The following is a 16,543-nucleotide window of genomic DNA, read 5'->3' as shown; positions in this document are numbered from 1 at the left end:
CTACGAACCACTCCGACCGCATGTCAAGACAAGACGTCGGGCGGCTGCGGACCACGCAGGTGGATCACCAGGTCCCGGGGCAGGCCGTGCGTGTCGTGCAGGTACTCGTGGTCCTCGTCGGTCAGCGGGCCCCGGAACCGAGGGCGGGACAGAACCGTCCGGCCCCGGTCGAGGAGCCCGCGGAACCGGCGTTCCTCGTCCAGGAGCACGCTGCGCACCTCGTCCCGGCCCACGTCCATCCGGAAGTGGTCCAGGGTGTGGTCCACGAGTCCGCCCGGCAGATCGCCGAGCGTGCGGGTGGGATCCCGCTGCCACAGCGTGGTGAGCAGCCGGCGCACCAGCCGGCGCAGCACGTGGCCGCGACCGCTGGGGGACGGCCGTACGCCCTCCCCGACCACGACGATCCCCGACCGCAGGTGGTCGCAGACCAGACGCAGCTCCTCCACGCCGAGGTCCCACAACGGCCGGACCGACCGGGACCAGGGCCGCAGGAGGTCGGTCTCGTGAACCGAGTCGCAGCCCTGGAGGACGCTCAGCAGCCGCTCCAGGCCCATCCCCGTGTCGACGGACGGCGACCGCAGGGGCTCCAGGGAGCCGTCCTCGTGGCGGCGGTACTTCATGTGGACGTGGTTCCAGACCTCGACCCAGCGCGGATCGGTCGTGGGGCTGCCCGTGGGCGGGGTGTCACCGCCCGTCCACACGAAGATCTCCGAGTCGGGCCCGCACGGGCCGACGGGGCCGTTGGACCACCAGTTCTCGTCCGTCGTCGGCTCCACCGGCACGCCCAGCTCCTCCCAGAGGCCGAGGGAACCGGTGTCCGGGCCGACCTCGCCGTCCCCGCCGAAGACGGTGACGTACAGGTGCGAACGCGGGATGCCGAAACCGTCGGTGAGCAGCTCGTGGCCCCAGCGCAGGCTCTGCGGATGGCCGTAGTCGTCCAGCGACCAGGAGCCGAGCATCTCGAAGAGCGTCAGATGGGTGGAGTCGCCGACCTCCTCCAGATCGGTCGTGCGCAGGCAGCGCTGGACGTTGACCAGACGCCGGCCCAGCGGATGGGGGCGGCCCTCCAGGTAGGGGGTGAGCGGGTGCATGCCGGACGTGGTGAACAGGACCGGGTCGCCGGGCGGCGGGAGGAGGGTGCTGCCGGTGATCAGGTGATGGCCGCGCTCGACGTAGAAGTCGAGGAAGGTGCGCAGGGTCCGCTCGGTGGTCATGACGCTGTTCACGACGGTGCTGGGGACGGTGTCCATGGCGGGGTTCCTTCGGTCGTGGGACCGGAAAGGACCGCGGGAACGGGTGGCGGAAGACGGCTGGAGGCGCGCACCGCACCGGCGGTCCGTTTCCGGCCGCCGGGGGGAGAAGTGAGTCGGATCAGGCGTCGGCAGCCGGGGAGCTGGTCGCTCGCGCGGCTGCGGTGTGACGGTGCCTGAAGGACTTCATGGATCAACCGTAGTGATCGGCGCCCCGGCCGTCTCCCGCTTTTCCGCCGCCCCCCTCGGCACCCGGGGCGCGCTCCGCGCCGGGCGTGATCAGCCCCGTCTCGTAGGCGAGCACCACCGCCTGGACCCGGTCGCGCAGATCGAGCTTCGACAGGATGCGCCCGACGTGCGTCTTCACCGTGGTCGGGCTCAGGAACAGCCGCTCGGCCAGCTCCGCGTTGCTGAGGCCGGTCCCGAGCAGCCGCAGGACCTCCAGCTCGCGCGGTGTCAGTCCCGCCAGGTCGCGGTGCGGGGCGGCGGTGGCCGCGGGGGCCTCCTCGCGCTGGGCGAAGCGCTCGATGAGCCGGCGGGTGATCGCCGGGGCGAGCAGCGCGTCCCCCGACTGCACCAGCCGCACGGCGGCCACCAGGTGCTCCGGGGTCACGTCCTTGAGCAGGAAGCCGCTGGCACCGGCGGTGAGCGCGGCGTACACGTAGTGGTCCAGGTCGTAGGTGGTCAGGATGATCACCCTCGTGCCCTCGGCGGCGCCGCCGGACAGGATGCGGCGGGTGGCCTCGATGCCGTCCATCCGCGGCATCCGGACGTCCATGAGGACGACGTCCGGTCCGGTGCGCCGGACGGCCTCGACCGCCTCCGCCCCGTCGGACGCCTCGGCCGTCACCTCGATGCCGTCCGCGGCGAGGATCATCCCGAAGCCCGTGCGGACGAGCGCCTGGTCGTCGGCGATGACCGCGCGCAGCGCCCGCCCGCTCACACCGACCGCCAAGGAGCGCGCGCCTTCACCCGGTAGCCGCCCGCGAGCGTCGGGCCCGCCGTCAACTCGCCCCCGTAGACGGCCAGTCGCTCCCGCAGGCCGATGAGCCCGCGGCCGTTCCCGTCGGCCGGCGGCGCGGCGTGCAGGGCACCGGTGTCCAGCACCTCGATCTCCAGGGTGTCCTCGGCGTAGCCGATCATCACGGAGGCATCGGCGCCCGGCGCGTGCTTGATCGTGTTGGTCAGCGCCTCCTGCACGACCCGGTACGCCGTGAGGTCGAGGCCCGGCGGCAACGGCTCCGGCGGCAGGGACACCGCCAGCGCGACCGGCGTCCCGGCCGCCCGGACCCGTCCGATCAGCGCGTCGAGCTGCGCGAGCCCGGGCTGCGGTTCGAGATCCTCGGGGTGTTCGGCACACGGTGCCGCCAACAGGCCCATCACATGCCGCAGTTCGGCCATCGCGGCCCGGCCGCCCGCCTCCACGGCGAGCAGCGCCTCCTTCGACCGCTCCGGGGCCACGTCCATCACCTTGCGAGCCGCGCCCGCCTGGATGACCATCACGCTCACATTGTGGGTCACCACATCGTGCAACTCCGCCGCTATGCGCGCCCGTTCCTCCTCCACGGCCCGGCGGGTCGCCTCCTCCTGGTCCCGCTGGAGCCGGGCCAGCCGCTCGCGGCCGGCCGCCAGCCGCCGGCGCCAGAACCGGGCCAGCGCGGCCAGCACCCCGGCGATCAGCAGCACGACCGCGGGGCTCGACCAGCCCGGCAGGATCGGCTCGGTGTCGCGGAACGCCACCCCCGCCAGCACCGCCCCCAGCAGCATCGCGGCCATCGCCCCCGCCCGGTGCCTGCTGTACATGACGGCGCTGTACGCGCCCACCACACACGTCAGCACGTTGATCCAGGACGCCTGGTCGCCGATGGCCAGCACGGCCGCCAGGACGACCGCGAACACGGCCAGCGGGTAACGCCGCCGGGCCGCCAGCGGCAGCGCGGACAGCACCACCAACCCCCAGGAGGGGGAGACCTGGACCTCGCCGAACGGTGCCTCGGGCCGTACGCCGACGGACACTTCGGCGCCGGGCGGGACAGGCGGCAGGGGCGGCGGCGACGGGGTGATCCCGGCCCTCGGATCGACCCGGATCGGCCCGTCGCCGGGATAGCGCGCCGCCGCGTACAGCGCGACCACCGTCAGCAGCACCGCCAGCACCACGTCCAGGCGCAGCTCCCGCCGCGACAACGGGCCGCGCCGAATCTCCGGCCGTACCGCGTCGCGCAGTTGCCGACGCCACCCGCGCCGGTCCTCCGTCTCCATCCGCACATTGTGCGACCCGCCGGCCCGCCCGCGCGTCCGCCTCGACGGCGGGGAACCGGTACCCGGGACGTACGCCGCGCGGACGACGCGACGGCCGGGTCCTTCGCGCGGACGGCCGCAAGTCGGTGCCCCGGCGGACGCGCCGCACCCGCCGCCGCCCCTACGTTCGCCGGACCGGAACGGCACGAGCCCGCCCGGCCCGACCCGAACCGACCGCGAGGACGGACGAACTCCCATGACACCACTGATCGAACTGACCGGCGTGGCCAAGCGCTACGACAGTGCCGGCGCGCCCGCGCTCGGACCGATCGACCTCTCCGTCGCCCAGGGCGAGGCCCTCGCCGTGACCGGCCCCTCCGGCAGCGGCAAGTCCACGCTCCTCAACCTGGTCGCCGGACTCGACAAGCCGACCACGGGCACCGTCACCGTCGCCGGGCAGCGCATCGACCACCTCGGCGAACACGCGCTGGCCCGCCACCGGCGCGAACGCATCGGCATGGTCTTCCAGTTCTTCAACCTCCTCGACGACCTGACCGTCACCGACAACATCCAGCTCCCCGCCCAACTCACCGGCACCGCACGGCGCAAGGCCGCCTCCCGGGCCGGTGAGCTCATGGAGGTCCTCGGCCTCCAGAAGCACGCCCACGCCTACCCCGGACGCCTCTCCGGCGGCGAACGCCAACGGGTCGCCGTGGCCCGCGCGTTGGTGAACCGGCCCGCCCTGCTCCTCGCCGACGAGCCGACCGGCGCCCTCGACACCGCCTCCGGCCGGGACGTACGGGAGCTCCTCCTCGAACTGCACCGGGGCGGACAGACCATCGTCCTGGTCACCCACGACCCGGCGCTCGCGGAGGCGGTCGCGAGCCGCACCATCCATCTCGTCGACGGCCATCTCGCCCTCGACACCCGCGCGGAGGCCGTGCGATGAGCGTACTCGGCAGGGTCGTCCGGTCCGGCGTCGGCCGGCGGCGCGTGCAGACCCTGGTGGTCGCCCTGGCCACGATGATGGCCGTGGCCGCCGCCGTCGTCGCCGGGTCGCTGATGGTGGCCGCCGACGCGCCCTTCGCGCACGCCTTCGCCCAGCAGAACGGCGCCCACGTCACCGCCGAGTACGACCCCGGCAAGGCCACCGACGCCCAGGTGAGGGCCACCGGTGACGTGGACGGCGTCACCGCGACCTCCGGACCCTACCCGGTGACCTCGCTGAGCGCGCTCGACGAGATGGGCCGGCAGCCCCCGGCGATGACCCTCGCCGGACGCTCCGACCCGGACAGCGACGTCGACCGGCTCGACCTCAAGTCCGGTCGCTGGGTGCGCGCTTCGGGGGAGATCGTGCTCGACGCGGCCTTCGACGGGCCCGCCTTCCGACTCGGCGACACTCTGAAGACCCCCGACGGCACGACCCTGCGGGTCGTCGGCTTCGCGCTGTCCGTGGGCAGGACCGCCGACGCGTGGGCGACCCCCGAGCAGGTGAACGCGCTGGCCACGAAGGACAGTCCGGTCACCCGGCAGATGCTCTACCGCTTCGACGAGGCCGGCACCAAGGAGCAGATCGCCGCCGACCGCGGGCGGCTCGCCGCCGCCGTGCCCTCCGGGGCGCTGCTCGGCACCCTGTCCTGGCTGGACACCAAGCGCGCCGCCGACTCCAACGCCGCGGCGACCGTGCCGTTCCTGTTCGCCTTCGGGATCCTCGGCGTCGTCATGTCGGTCATCATCGTCGGCAGTGTCGTCAGCGGCGCGGTCGGCACCGGGCTGCGCAGGATCGGCATCCTCAAGGCGATCGGCTTCACCCCGCGCGAGGTCGTCCGCGCCTACGTCGCCCAGGCGCTCCTCCCGGCGGGGGCGGGCATCGCGCTCGGCATCGTCCTCGGCAACCTGATGGCGCTGCCGCTCCTGAGCGACACCGAGACGATCTACGGCACCGCCTCCCTGGCCGTGGCCTGGTGGGTGGACGTCCTGGTGGCCGTCGGCACGGTCGGCGTGGTCGGCCTCGCGGCCCTCGTCCCCGCGCTGCGCGCCGGACGGCTGAGCACCGTGGAGGCCATCGAGGTGGGCCGGGCACCCCGCTCCGGGCGCGGCCGGTGGGCGCACCGCGCCGCGGGCCGGCTGCCCCTGCCGCGCGCGGTGACCTACGGCCTCGCCGGACCCTTCACGCACCCGGTGCGCACCCTGGCGATGCTGCTCGCGGTCGCGTTCGGCACGGTCGCGGCCACCTTCGCCCTCGGCCTCACCTCGTCCCTCGACGAGGTCGGCCGCGCCCAGGACCCCGAGAGCAACGCCGCCGTCACCGTCTTCTCCGGCCCTCCCGGAGCCGAGGCCGACCCGGCCGGGATCCGCGCCGCCATCGACGCGCAGACGGGCACCGCCTCCTCCTACGGCGTCGCCCAGGCGGACGTCACCGTCGCCGGGATCTCCGGCACCGTGGACGCCACCCTCTACGACGGTGACATCGCCTCCGGCGCCCACGCCATGATCGACGGGCACTGGCTGACGGGCGGCGGGCAGGTCGTCGTCTCGACCCGGTTCCTGGAGACCACGGCGACGAAGATCGGCGACACCGTGCGCGTCACGTACGGGAAGGAGACGCGGACCCTGCGGATCGTCGGCGAGGGCTTCGGCACCGACGACGACCGGTTCGAGATCCAGGCGAGCGCCTCGGACTTCCCCGCCGCCGTGACCGGGGTCTTCATGGTCCAGGTGACCCAGGGCACCGACGCCGCCCGGTACGCCGAGCAGCTGAACGCGACGGTCGGCGCGCTCGGCGGCGAGGCACGCGCCAACGCCCCGTCCCAGCAGGACACGATCATCATCCTGCTCGACGCGATGGCGGCCCTGCTCACCCTCATGCTGGTGTCCGTCGCGGGTCTCGGCGTGCTCAACTCCGTCGTCCTTGACACCCGCGAACGCGTCCACGACCTCGGCGTCTGCAAGGCCGTCGGCATGACACCCCGGCAGACCGTCGGCCTCGTCCTCGCCTCCGTGGCCGGCATCGGCGTGATCGGCGGAGCGATCGGCGTCCCCGTCGGGTACGCGCTGCACGCCTATGTGCTCCCGGTGATGGCGGAGGGCGCGGGCACACGGCTGCCGAACACCGTCCTGGACGTGTACGACACGCCGGAACTGCTCCTCCTGGGCGCGGCCGGCCTGCTCATCGCCGTCCTGGGCGCGCTGCTCCCGGCGGGCTGGGCGGCGAGGACCCGCACGGCGACGGCGCTGCGCACGGAGTGACCGAGCGGCGCGTTTGCGCCGGAACCGGGGGCGGCGGCAGGGTTCGAGGTGTGCCCACCTTGCTGATCGTGCATCACACCCCCTCGCCCCACTGCCAGGCGATGCTGGAGGCCGTCGTCTCCGGAGCCACGGCCCCGGAGATCGAGGGCGTCCACGTCGTACGGCGGGCCGCGCTCGCGGCGACCGCGTCCGACGTCCTGGCCGCCGACGCCTACCTGCTCGGCACACCGGCGAACCTCGGCTACATGTCGGGGGCTCTCAAGCATTTCTTCGACCAGGTCTACTACCCGTGCCTGGACGAGACGCGCGGGCGCCCCTTCGGCTACTACGTGCACGGCGGCAGCGACGTCACCGGCGCCGTCCGCTCCGTCGAGACCGTCACCACCGGCCTCGGCTGGCGGCTCGCGGCGGAGCCCGTGACCGTCACCGGGGAGCCGGACACGGCGCGGACGCGGGCCTGCTGGGAACTGGGCGCCACGCTCGCCGCCGGGCTGACGGACTGACCGGACGAGGTCCGCGGAGGCGGAGCACGACCGTAGCCCCCGGTGAACTGGTGCGCTAATTTGAGGCCAGGTCACAGGTGGACGGTCACTCGTGGTGAACGCGGGAGGTTCTTGTTGACCCCGGCACAACTGCGGGCCTTCTCAGCCATCGCACGGCTCGGTTCCGTGAAGGCGGCGGCGGCCGATCTGGCCGTGACCGAGGCCGCCGTCTCCATGCACATCGCGCATCTGCGCCGCGAACTCGGCGACCGCCTCTTCACCCGCACCGCCGGAACCCTCGCCTTCACCCCCGGCGGGCTCCGGCTCGCCAGCCGGGCGGCCGAACTGCTCGGCCTCCAGGACCGCACGATCCTGGAGGTACGCCACGCCGGTTCCGGCCGCCGGCAACTGCGCATCGCCGCCTCCACCCTCTTCGCCGAGCACGCCGCCCCGGGCCTGATCGAACTGTTCGCGCACCGCGCCGCCGACCTCGACGTCGAACTCAGCGTCCACGACCCTGACCGCTTCCCGGTACTGCTCCGGACGCGCGCGGTCGACGTCGCCATCGGCCCCAGGCCCGCCGCCGTCGAGGCGACGATGACCTGCACGCACTTCCTCAACTACCAGATCGTCGCGGTCGTCGGCGCCGACCACCCCCTCGCGGGCCGCACCGTCGGCGCGACCGAACTGCGCGAACAGACCTGGCTTCTCGGCCCCTCCGCCGTCGGCCGCACCGGACTCGTCCCGTCCGTGCTGCGCCGGCTGAGCGTGCCCGACCACAACCAGCGCATCTTCCAGAGCCAGGCCGCCTGCGTCGACGAGGCCAAGAACGGCAAGGGCATCGCCCTGGCCGTCTCCTTCGCCGTCACCAAGGCCGTCGCCGCCGGGGACCTCCACCGCCTCGACGGCCCCCACCTGCCCGCCCGCGGCTCCTGGAACCTCCTCGCCCTCGCCGACCGCGAAGCCCCGGAGGCCGCCGCCGAACTCCGCCGCTTCGTCACCACCCCCCGCGCCACCCAGGCGATGCTGCGCGGCGCGGGCGTGACCGCGGGCCGCTTCCGCCCGGCCATCCACGTCACCTTGTGGAGCTGAGCCCCACCTGGCCGGGCACCTTCAGCAGCTCCCCGAACGTGCCCGCGGGCAGCAGCAGATCGACGTACGGCAGCGCCGCGGCCAGCGTCGTCGTGCGCGGCTCGAACCCGGGCACGCCCGCCCTCGGGTTGAGCCACACCACGAGATGCGCGCGGCGGCGCAGCCGGGCCATCGTCGCGGCGAGGCGTTCGGGCGGGTCGCCGTCCCAGCCGTCGGAGGCGATGAAGACTACCGCGCCCCGCAGCGTGCCGCCGTGGTGGGAGGCGAGGAGCGCGGCGAGACAGTGCGCGATCCGGGTGCCACCGAACCGGTCGGTGACCCGCTCGGTCGCCTCGTCGAGCGCCACGCGCGCCGAGCGGTGCGTGAGCGCCGGGGTGAGCCGGGTCAGCGAGGTCGCGAAGGCGAAGGCCTCCGCTCGCGTGCCCAGGGCCAGGGCCCGCATGAGATGCAGATACGCCTGCGCCTGGGCCTGCATCGAGCGGCTCACGTCGCACAGCATCACCACCCGCCGCGGCCGTTTCACGGGCCCCGTACGCACCAGCCGTACCGGCTCCCAGCCCGTACGCCGCGCCCGCGCCGCCGTCTCCCGGATCGCAACCCGGGGCCCGCCCGGCCGCACGGCGAACCGCCGCGACCGCCGCACCGGCCACTGCCGCACCGCCCGCTCCAGCCACGCGCCCAGCAACTCGGCCTCGTCCGAGTCGAGTTGCTCGAACGGCGTGTCCAGGGCGCCCGCGACCGCGCTGGGCAGGCGCTCGGGGACGGTGACACCGACCTCGTCGTCGGCGGCCTCGACGAGCGCCGGTGTCATCCACGGCAGGCTGCCCCCGTCGGCGCCCGGACCCGCCGTCGCCCCGGAACTCCGTCCGGGCGGCGGCACGTTCGGGTTGCGCCGCTCGGCGACGGACAGGGTCTGCGGCCCGAACAACGCCCCGAAGACCTCCTCGAACAACGGCAGTTCGGCGTGATCGCGCACGAGCGTCACCCGTGCCGTCCAGTACAGGGCCGACCTCGACACGGGCCGTACGGCGTCCAGCGCGCGGACGAAGTCCTGCGCGGCGGTGAGGCCCACCGTCACCCCCCGCGCCCTGAGCCGTCCGGTGAGCGCGACGGCGAGCGCGGCCCGGTCGGGGCGGGACCCGCCGGTGTCGTCCACGCCTGTGTCGCTCATCCCGGTGTCGCTCATGCCGGTGCCGGTCACGGCCGGCTGTCGAGGGCCCCGGCGATGGCCTCCCGGTCGTCCGGGCTCTTGGCGACGGCGCTGAGCGTGCCGAGGAGATCCGCGCGGGACGGCCGGGTGACATGGAGGGCGGCGAGCGCGGAGACCCAGTCGATTGCCTCCGCGAGGCCGGGCGCCTTGTCGAGGTCCAGCGCGCGGACACGGCCCAGGAGCCCGGTCGTCGTCGCGATCAGCGACTCGCTCGCGGCGGGGATCGTGCGCCGCAGGATCTGCGCGGCACGCTCCGGCGCCGGGAAGTCGATCCAGTGGTAGAGGCAGCGGCGGCGCAGCGCGTCGTGGAGTTCACGGCTGCGGTTGGAGGTCAGGATCACGACGGGCGGCCGGACCGCGGCGAACGTACCCAGCTCGGGCACGGTGATCGCGGCCTCGCCGAGGAACTCGAAGAGCAGCGCCTCGAACTCGTCGTCGGCCCGGTCGATCTCGTCGATCAGCAGCACGGGCGGCAGCGGACCCTGATGCCGCACCGCCCGCAGCAACGGCCGGTCCAGCAGGAACGCCTCGGTGAACAGATCGGCGTCGGCCAGCCGCCCGCCATGGGCCTCGGTGAGCCGGATCGCGAGCAGTTGACGCTGATGGTTCCACTCGTAGAGGGCTTCACCCGGGGTGAGTCCCTCGTAGCACTGGAGGCGGATGAGCGGGGTGTCCAGGACCTGGGCGAGCGCCTTGGCCAGGCTGGTCTTGCCGACGCCCGGCTCACCCTCCACCAGCAGCGGACGGTCCAGCACGGTCGCGAGGTAGAGGGCGGTCGCCGTGCCCTCGTCGACCAAGTGGCCCACCGTGTCCAGGCGTTGGCGCACGTCCTCCGCGTCCGTGAAGAGCTCGCTCACACCGCCCCCGCCGCGTGCCGGTCGCGGCAGCCCGGACCGCAGAACCACAACTCGCCGTCCTTGGTGGACAGACGGGGTGTGCCGGAGGTGACCGTCACCGTCATTCCGCAGACGGGGTCCACCGCCGTGCGGGGAGCCGGCGAGGGCGCCGCCGGTGGCGCGGCGCGCACGGTCCGCACGACCTCCGCGAGGATCGACAGCGCGACCTCCGGTGCCGTGCGGGCGCCGATGTCCAGTCCGGCGGGGGTGTGGACGCGGGCGCCCTCCGCCTCGTCCAGGCCCAGTTCGGCGAGGAGCGCCGTGCCGCGCCGCCTGCTGGCGACCAGCGCGACATACGGAACACCCGCGTCGAGGGCGGCCCGTACGGCCTCCGCGTCGCCGTGCCCCTGAGCGGCCACGACGACCGCCGCCACCCGCTCGCCGGGCACGGAGGGCGAGGTGGCGTAGCCGAGCACCCCGGCGAAGGCCCGGCACGCCTCGGCGATGGGCGTGGAACCGACGATCTCGACGAGGGGCGGCGGCAGCACCGGTTCGAGGAAGATCTCCAGAGCGCCGCCGGAGAGACAGGGGTTGACCACCACCTGCGCGCCGGGCGCCTCCGGGAACCCGGACTCGCCCTCGGGCAGGACGCGCAGCAACAGCGGCGCGCCCCCGTGCAGCGCGCCCAGCGCCGCCGTACGCACCGAGCCCTCGGCGCACAGGCCGCCGACGAAACCGTCGATGGTGCCGTCGCCGTGGACGATGGCCTCGTCGCCGGGGTGCGCGGAGGCGGGTGCCTGGGCACGCACCACGCGCGCGTGCACGAACGGCACCCGGCGCTCGGCGAGTTCGAGCGCCCGCGCGCTCACGTTGCCCGTCATCACGGCCTTCCTCAGATCGGCGGAGCGGGCCGGCCGCGCATGGCCTCCCACACCCGGGACGGGGTGAGCGGCATGTCGGCGTGCCGGACCCCGAACGGCTTGAGCGCGTCGACGACGGCGTTGACGATCGCGGGCGGTGATCCGACGGTCGCGGACTCGCCCACGCCCTTGGCGCCGATGGGATGGTGCGGCGACGGCGTCACGGTGAACCCGGTCTCCCAGTCGGGGACTTCGAGCGCGGTCGGGATGAGGTAGTCCATCAGCGAGCCGCTCAGACAGTTGCCGTCCTCGTCGAAGGAGATCATCTCCATCAGCGCCATGCCGACCCCGTCGGTGAGACCGCCGTGCACCTGCCCCTCGATGATCATCGGGTTGATGCGGGTGCCGCAGTCGTCGACGGCGACGAACCGGCGGACGGTCACCTTCGCCGTGCCCGGGTCGATGTCGACGACGCAGATGTAGGCGCCGTGCGGGTAGGTGAGGTTCTCCGGGTTGTAGCAGATCTGCGCCTCCAGGCCGCCCTCCACGCCGTCGGGCAGGTCCCCGGCGCCGTGCGCCCGCAGTGCGATGTCCTGGATGGTGACCGCGGCCTTGGGGTCGCCCGCGACGTGGAAGGAACCCTTCTCCCACTCCAGGTCGGCGACCGACACCTCCAGCATCGACGAGGCGATCAGCTTCGCCTTGTCGCGCACCTTCCGGGCCACCAGCGCGGCGGCGGCTCCGGAGACGGGCGTGGAACGGCTGCCGTAGGTGCCGAGCCCGAAGGGCGTCTGGTCGGTGTCGCCGTGCACGACGTCGATGTCCTGCGGAGGGATGCCGAGTTCCTCGGCGACGATCTGCGCGAACGTCGTCTCGTGGCCCTGCCCCTGCGTCTGCACCGACAGCCGGACGACGGCCTTCCCGGTCGGATGGACCCGCAGTTCGCAGCCGTCGGCCATGCCGAGGCCCAGGATGTCCATGTCCTTGCGCGGCCCGGCGCCGACCGCCTCCGTGAAGAACGACACCCCGATGCCCATGAGTTCGCCCCGCGCCCGCTTCTCCGCCTGCTCGGCGCGCAGCTCGTCGTACCCGGCGAGCCGCTGGGCCAGCTCCATGGTGGGCGGGTAGTTCCCGGAGTCGTACGTCCAGCCCGTCTTCGTGCGGTACGGGAACTGCTCCGGCTGGATGAAGTTCCGCATCCGCAACGCGACCGGGTCCATGTCCAGCTCGAAGGCCAGGCAGTCCACGATCCGCTCGACCAGGTACACGGCCTCGGTGATCCGGAACGAGCACGCGTACGCGACCCCGCCCGGCGCCTTGTTGGTGTAGACGGCCGTCATCTTGCAGTAGGCGGCCTCCAGGTCGTAACTGCCGGTGAACACGCCGAAGAAGCCCGCCGGGTACTTCACCGGCGCCGCTGTGCCGTTGAACGCGCCGTGGTCGGCGAGGACATGGGTGCGCAGGGCGAGGATCTTCCCCTCGCGGGTCGCGGCGATCTCGGCGCGCATCACGTAGTCGCGGGCGAAGCCGGTGCTGATGAGGTTCTCGGCGCGGTCCTCCATCCACTTCACCGGCTTGCCCGTGAGCAGGGACCCGACGATCGCGCACACGTAACCCGGGTAGATCGGGACCTTGTTGCCGAAGCCGCCGCCGATGTCCGGTGAGATCACCCGGATCTTGTGCTCCGGCAGCCCGGCGACCATCGCGTACAGGGTGCGGTGGGCGTGCGGGGCCTGAGTGGTGGACCACAGGGTGAGCCTGCCGTCGACGGCGTCGTAGTCGGCGACCGCGCCGCACGTCTCCATGGGCGCCGGGTGGACACGCGGGTACACGATGTCCTCGGTGACCACGACCTCGGCGCGCGCGAACGCGGCCTCCGTCTCGGCGGCGTCGCCCGTCTCCCAGTCGAAGCAGTGGTTGTCGGCCTTGCCCTCCAGGTCGTCGCGGATGACGGGCGCGGCGGGGGAGAGGGCGGAGCGTACGTCGATGACGGGGTCGATCGGGTCGTACTCGACGTCGATCAACTCCAGTGCGTCCCGGGCCGCGTAGCGGTCCTCGGCGACGACGAAGGCGACCTCCTGGCCCTGGAACCGCACCTTGTCGGTGGCGAGCACGGCCTGCACGTCGCCCGACAGGGTCGGCATCCAGGCCAGGCCCTTCTCGGCGAGCATGGCGCCGGTCACCACCAGCCGGACCTTCGGATGGGCCTCGGCGAGACTGGTGTCGACACTGGTGATCCGGGCGTGCGCGAGGGGCGAGCGCAGCACGGCCAGGTGCAGCATGCCCGGCAGGTCCAGGTCGTCGACGTAGCGGCCCCTGCCGCGCACGAAACGGGCGTCCTCCTTGCGCAGCATCCGCCCGTGGCCGCAGGGCTTCTGGTCGTTGTCGACGAACGCGGTGGCACGGGAGTCGTCGACGGTGGTCATGACGCCTCCGTCACGGTGGTCCGGTTCCCGGCCTCCTCGGCGGCGGCCCAGCGCACGGACCGCACGATGGTGGCGTAGCCGGTGCAGCGGCAGATCTGTCCCGAGATCGCCTCCCGGATCTCCTGCTCGGACGGGTCGGGGTTGCGGTCCAGCAGGGCGCGCGCGGTCATCATCATGCCCGGGGTGCAGAACCCGCACTGGAGTCCGTGGCACTCGACGAACCCGCGCTGCACGGGGTCGAGTTCACCGTCGGTCGCGAGCCCTTCGACGGTGCGCACCGCGTGCCCGTCGGCCATCGCGGCCAGCACCGTGCACGACTTGACGGGCTCGTCGTCCAGCCACACCACACAGGTGCCGCAGTTGCTGGTGTCGCACCCCCAGTGGGTGCCGGTCAGCCGCAGATGGTCCCGCAGGAAGTGGACGAGCAGCAGCCGCCCCTCGATCTCCCGGGTGACCTCTTCCCCGTTGACGGTCATCGTGACCTGCACGACCTCACCCCTCCTGTCCGGTGGCCCGGGCCACGGCCCGGCGCAGTACGCGCACGGTCAGTTCACGCGCCAGATGCCGCTTGTACTCGGCGCTGCCCCGCCGGTCGGTGACCGGTGAGCAGGCCTCGGCCGCGATGTCCCCGGCCCGCCCGTACAGCTCCTCGTCGGGCCGCCGCCCGCGCAGCGCCTCGGCGATGCCGGGAATCCCGGCGGTGTTGGGGCCCACGGCGGCGAGCCCGACCCGCGCGTCCCGGACCGCCCCGTCGTCGAGCCACACGGCGGCGCCCGCCGACACCACCGCCCAGTCCCCGGCCCGCAGTTCGACCTTCTCGTAGGCGCTCGACCCGCCGGGCCGGAGCGGCAGACGGACCTCGGTGAGCATCTCGGCGTCGCCGACGGCCGTCTCGTAGGGCCCGCGATGGAACTCGTTCATCGGGACGGCCCGTTCACCGTCGAGGCTCTGGATCACACAGACCGCGTCGAGCGTCGTGCACACCGCCGACAGGTCCTCCGACGGGTCCGCCTGGCACAGCGACCCGCCGAGCGTGCCCCGGTTGCGGACGACGGGATCGGCGATGACCCGCTCGGCGTCCCGGAAGATCGGGAAGGCCGCGGCGAGCGCGTCGGACTCCAGCAGCTCCCGGTGGCGGGTCATGGCGCCGATCCGGATCACGTCGGACTCGACCCGGATGTAGCCCAGTTCGCCGTGCAGCTCGTTGATGTCGATCAGGTACTCGAAGTTGGCCAGCCGGAGCTTCATCATCGGGATCAGGCTGTGCCCGCCCGCCACCAACCGTGCCGTGTCGCCCAGTCGGTCGAGGACGGCGATGGCCTCCTCGACGCTGTGCACCCGCTGGTACTCGAACGGTGCGGGAACCTGCATGGCCGCATTCCCCTTGTCTCGCACAGCTGTTGAGGCGAGCGCCTCGGGGGTCATTGCGCCCCTGACGGCCGACGGGTGTCAACGGCCGGTTAACCGTTCACTTAAGTCGGAACGGGGGATTCGGGGGAGCGGCTGCCATCCTTGCCGCATGGGTGATCACGCAGGGCACGACAGCGTCCGCCGCAGCTACGACACGGTGGCCGAGGAGTACGCGGACCGGCTGCACGCCGAATTCGACGCGAAGCCCCTCGACCGGGCGCTGCTCGGCAGCCTGGCCGAGCGGGCGGGATCACCTGTCTGCGACCTCGGCTGCGGACCCGGGCACGTGGCCGCGTGGCTGGCGGAGCGAGGGGTCCGCACGGTCGGCGTCGACCTGTCACCGGGCATGGTGGCGACCGGCCGCAAGCGCTACCCGCAGGTGGAGTTCCGCGAGGGCGACCTGCTGGAACTGCCCGCCGAGGACGGCGAGTTCGGGGCCGTGACCGCCCTCTACTCGATCATCCACCTCGCTCCCGACGAACTGCCCCGTGCCTTCCGGGAGATGAACCGCGTCCTGCGTCCCGGAGGACTGGCGCTGGTCTCCTTCCACATCGGCGAGGAGATCCGCCACCTCGACGAGTGGTGGGGCCACGAGGTCGACGTCGACTTCCGCTTCCTCGACCCCGCGCACGTCACCGCTCTCCTGGAGGCGGCCGGCTTCACGGTGGAGATGCGGATGGAGCGCGCGCCACGCCCACGAGGTGGAGACCCACCGCGCCTACCTCCTCGCCAGGACCACCGGCTGATAGAACCCCGTCGACTCCGGCCCGAGCCAGTCGACGTCCCCGAACCCGGCGTCGGCCAGGCACACCGTCAACTGCCCGCGGGACAGGGCCCAGTAGGTCGTGCGGCGCTGCCGGACCGCCCAGCCGCCGTCCGACGGGACGAGCTGGAAGTGCTCCAGGTCGTAGTGCTCCCCGCGCCAGTGCCACAGCTGGAAGGTGATCACCCGGCCGTCCGGCGTCTGCGACACCTGCGGAGGCGTCGAGGCGGGCCGGGCGCCGCGCAGTTCGTCGTAGTCCCGCAGTGTCAGGAGGAGCAGACCGTCGTCGCGCAGCACCCGGCGCATGTCCCGCAGCGCCGTGACGACGTCCGCCGCGTCGAGCAGATGGGGCAGCGAGTTGTCGGCGCAGACGACGGCGTCGAAGGTGGACGCGGCGAACGGCAGCCGGCGCATGTCCGCGGCGACCGTGGGCAGCGCGAGGCCCCGGGCCGCCGCCTCGGCCGACGCGCGCGCGGCGGCCACCGGGCTCAGATCGCTGCCGACGACCCGGTGACCGCGCCGGGCCAGCCCGATCGCCTGGGTGCCGATCCCGCAGGAGCAGTCCAGGACGCGCCGCGGCCCCGGGCCCAGCCGGTCGCGGACGAGCCGGTCGAAGAACTCCGCCTGACGGGCGATGCTCGCGTCCCAGTCCGGGAAGATCAGGTGATAGCCGGGCGCCAGGTCGTCGTAGAAACCCCGGGTCGAGTCCGTCACCCCGCCGCCTTCC

General features: G+C 73.2%; 14 protein-coding genes and 1 pseudogene. 5 read left to right on the top strand and 10 right to left on the bottom strand.

Annotated elements, in window-relative coordinates:
* Positions 1-23: 23 nt before the first annotated feature.
* From ACIPSE_RS29505 to ACIPSE_RS29495, 3 genes are all read right to left on the bottom strand, one after another.
* Positions 24-1,214 carry an alanine--tRNA ligase-related protein gene (locus ACIPSE_RS29505; protein ID WP_401668301.1) on the bottom strand — a complete coding sequence of 397 codons (1,191 nt, stop codon included), beginning with the start codon at positions 1,212-1,214 and terminating at the stop codon, positions 24-26.
* Between the two features lie 229 nt (positions 1,215-1,443).
* A complete protein-coding gene (locus ACIPSE_RS29500; protein ID WP_401668180.1) occupies positions 1,444-2,205 on the bottom strand; it encodes a response regulator in 762 nt (253 codons plus the stop codon).
* Positions 2,190-3,509, bottom strand: a complete 1,320-nt coding sequence (locus ACIPSE_RS29495; RefSeq protein ID WP_401668178.1) for a sensor histidine kinase — start codon at positions 3,507-3,509, stop codon at positions 2,190-2,192. The genes ACIPSE_RS29500 and ACIPSE_RS29495 overlap by 16 nt, the downstream gene beginning before the upstream one ends.
* 235 nt (positions 3,510-3,744) lie before the next feature.
* Between ACIPSE_RS29495 and ACIPSE_RS29490 the strand changes: the two genes are divergently transcribed.
* From ACIPSE_RS29490 to ACIPSE_RS29475, 4 genes are all read left to right on the top strand, one after another.
* Positions 3,745-4,437, top strand: coding sequence for an ABC transporter ATP-binding protein (locus ACIPSE_RS29490; RefSeq protein WP_401668175.1), 693 nt, complete (start codon positions 3,745-3,747; stop codon positions 4,435-4,437).
* Positions 4,434-6,737 (top strand): ABC transporter permease, encoded by a 2,304-nt coding sequence (locus ACIPSE_RS29485; protein WP_401668172.1) that lies wholly within the window; start codon positions 4,434-4,436, stop codon positions 6,735-6,737. The genes ACIPSE_RS29490 and ACIPSE_RS29485 overlap by 4 nt, the downstream gene beginning before the upstream one ends.
* Before the next feature lie 50 nt (positions 6,738-6,787).
* Complete coding sequence (locus ACIPSE_RS29480; protein ID WP_401668170.1) at positions 6,788-7,240, top strand: flavodoxin family protein; 453 nt, start codon at positions 6,788-6,790, stop codon at positions 7,238-7,240.
* A 114-nt stretch (positions 7,241-7,354) separates the two neighbouring features.
* Positions 7,355-8,311 carry a LysR family transcriptional regulator gene (locus tag ACIPSE_RS29475; protein ID WP_401668168.1) on the top strand — a complete coding sequence of 319 codons (957 nt, stop codon included), beginning with the start codon at positions 7,355-7,357 and terminating at the stop codon, positions 8,309-8,311.
* Here ACIPSE_RS29475 and ACIPSE_RS29470 read toward each other — a convergent pair.
* From ACIPSE_RS29470 to ACIPSE_RS29445, 6 genes are read right to left on the bottom strand one after another with little or no spacing between them, the layout of a single operon-like run.
* The gene (locus tag ACIPSE_RS29470; protein WP_401668166.1) at positions 8,295-9,497 is read right to left on the bottom strand and encodes a VWA domain-containing protein; all 1,203 of its coding nucleotides are present in this window, start codon (positions 9,495-9,497) and stop codon (positions 8,295-8,297) included. The two genes, ACIPSE_RS29475 and ACIPSE_RS29470, sit on opposite strands and share 17 nt — an antisense overlap.
* A gap of 11 nt (positions 9,498-9,508) precedes the next feature.
* Complete coding sequence (locus tag ACIPSE_RS29465) at positions 9,509-10,378, bottom strand: AAA family ATPase (RefSeq protein WP_401668164.1); 870 nt, start codon at positions 10,376-10,378, stop codon at positions 9,509-9,511.
* Positions 10,375-11,238, bottom strand: a complete 864-nt coding sequence (locus ACIPSE_RS29460; RefSeq protein WP_401668162.1) for an XdhC family protein — start codon at positions 11,236-11,238, stop codon at positions 10,375-10,377. Before ACIPSE_RS29460 ends, ACIPSE_RS29465 begins: the two co-directional genes overlap by 4 nt.
* 11 nt (positions 11,239-11,249) lie before the next feature.
* Entirely contained in the window at positions 11,250-13,643 is a 2,394-nt protein-coding gene (locus tag ACIPSE_RS29455) for an aerobic carbon-monoxide dehydrogenase large subunit (protein WP_401668160.1), read from the bottom strand.
* A complete protein-coding gene (locus ACIPSE_RS29450; protein ID WP_401668158.1) occupies positions 13,640-14,131 on the bottom strand; it encodes a (2Fe-2S)-binding protein in 492 nt (163 codons plus the stop codon). Before ACIPSE_RS29450 ends, ACIPSE_RS29455 begins: the two co-directional genes overlap by 4 nt.
* Before the next feature lie 4 nt (positions 14,132-14,135).
* Complete coding sequence (locus ACIPSE_RS29445; protein WP_401668156.1) at positions 14,136-15,014, bottom strand: FAD binding domain-containing protein; 879 nt, start codon at positions 15,012-15,014, stop codon at positions 14,136-14,138.
* Between ACIPSE_RS29445 and ACIPSE_RS29440 the strand changes: the two are divergent.
* Positions 14,959-15,660: pseudogene (locus ACIPSE_RS29440) on the top strand (class I SAM-dependent methyltransferase); the annotation flags it as partial. The gene ACIPSE_RS29445 and the pseudogene ACIPSE_RS29440 sit on opposite strands and share 56 nt — an antisense overlap.
* A 111-nt stretch (positions 15,661-15,771) precedes the next feature.
* Here ACIPSE_RS29440 and ACIPSE_RS29435 read toward each other — a convergent pair.
* A complete protein-coding gene (locus ACIPSE_RS29435; RefSeq protein WP_401668154.1) occupies positions 15,772-16,530 on the bottom strand; it encodes a class I SAM-dependent methyltransferase in 759 nt (252 codons plus the stop codon).
* Positions 16,531-16,543 lie beyond the last annotated feature (13 nt).

The sequence above is a fragment of the Streptomyces sp. NPDC090106 genome (genome assembly GCF_044747265.1).
Taxonomy (GTDB): domain Bacteria; phylum Actinomycetota; class Actinomycetes; order Streptomycetales; family Streptomycetaceae; genus Streptomyces.
This window is presented reverse-complemented; position numbering and strand designations above follow the sequence as displayed.

Bases quoted from the DNA above. Each gene is read 5' to 3' on its own strand.
- ACIPSE_RS29505 (WP_401668301.1), bottom strand. From the start codon at position 1,214: ATGACCACCGAGCGGACCCTGCGCACCTTCCTCGACTTCTACGTCGAG.
- ACIPSE_RS29495 (WP_401668178.1), bottom strand. From the start codon at position 3,509: ATGGAGACGGAGGACCGGCGCGGGTGGCGTCGGCAACTGCGCGACGCG.
- ACIPSE_RS29490 (WP_401668175.1), top strand. From the start codon at position 3,745: ATGACACCACTGATCGAACTGACCGGCGTGGCCAAGCGCTACGACAGT.
- ACIPSE_RS29485 (WP_401668172.1), top strand. From the start codon at position 4,434: ATGAGCGTACTCGGCAGGGTCGTCCGGTCCGGCGTCGGCCGGCGGCGC.
- ACIPSE_RS29470 (WP_401668166.1), bottom strand. From the start codon at position 9,497: ATGAGCGACACCGGGATGAGCGACACAGGCGTGGACGACACCGGCGGG.
- ACIPSE_RS29460 (WP_401668162.1), bottom strand. From the start codon at position 11,238: ATGACGGGCAACGTGAGCGCGCGGGCGCTCGAACTCGCCGAGCGCCGG.
- ACIPSE_RS29455 (WP_401668160.1), bottom strand. From the start codon at position 13,643: ATGACCACCGTCGACGACTCCCGTGCCACCGCGTTCGTCGACAACGAC.
- ACIPSE_RS29445 (WP_401668156.1), bottom strand. From the start codon at position 15,014: ATGCAGGTTCCCGCACCGTTCGAGTACCAGCGGGTGCACAGCGTCGAG.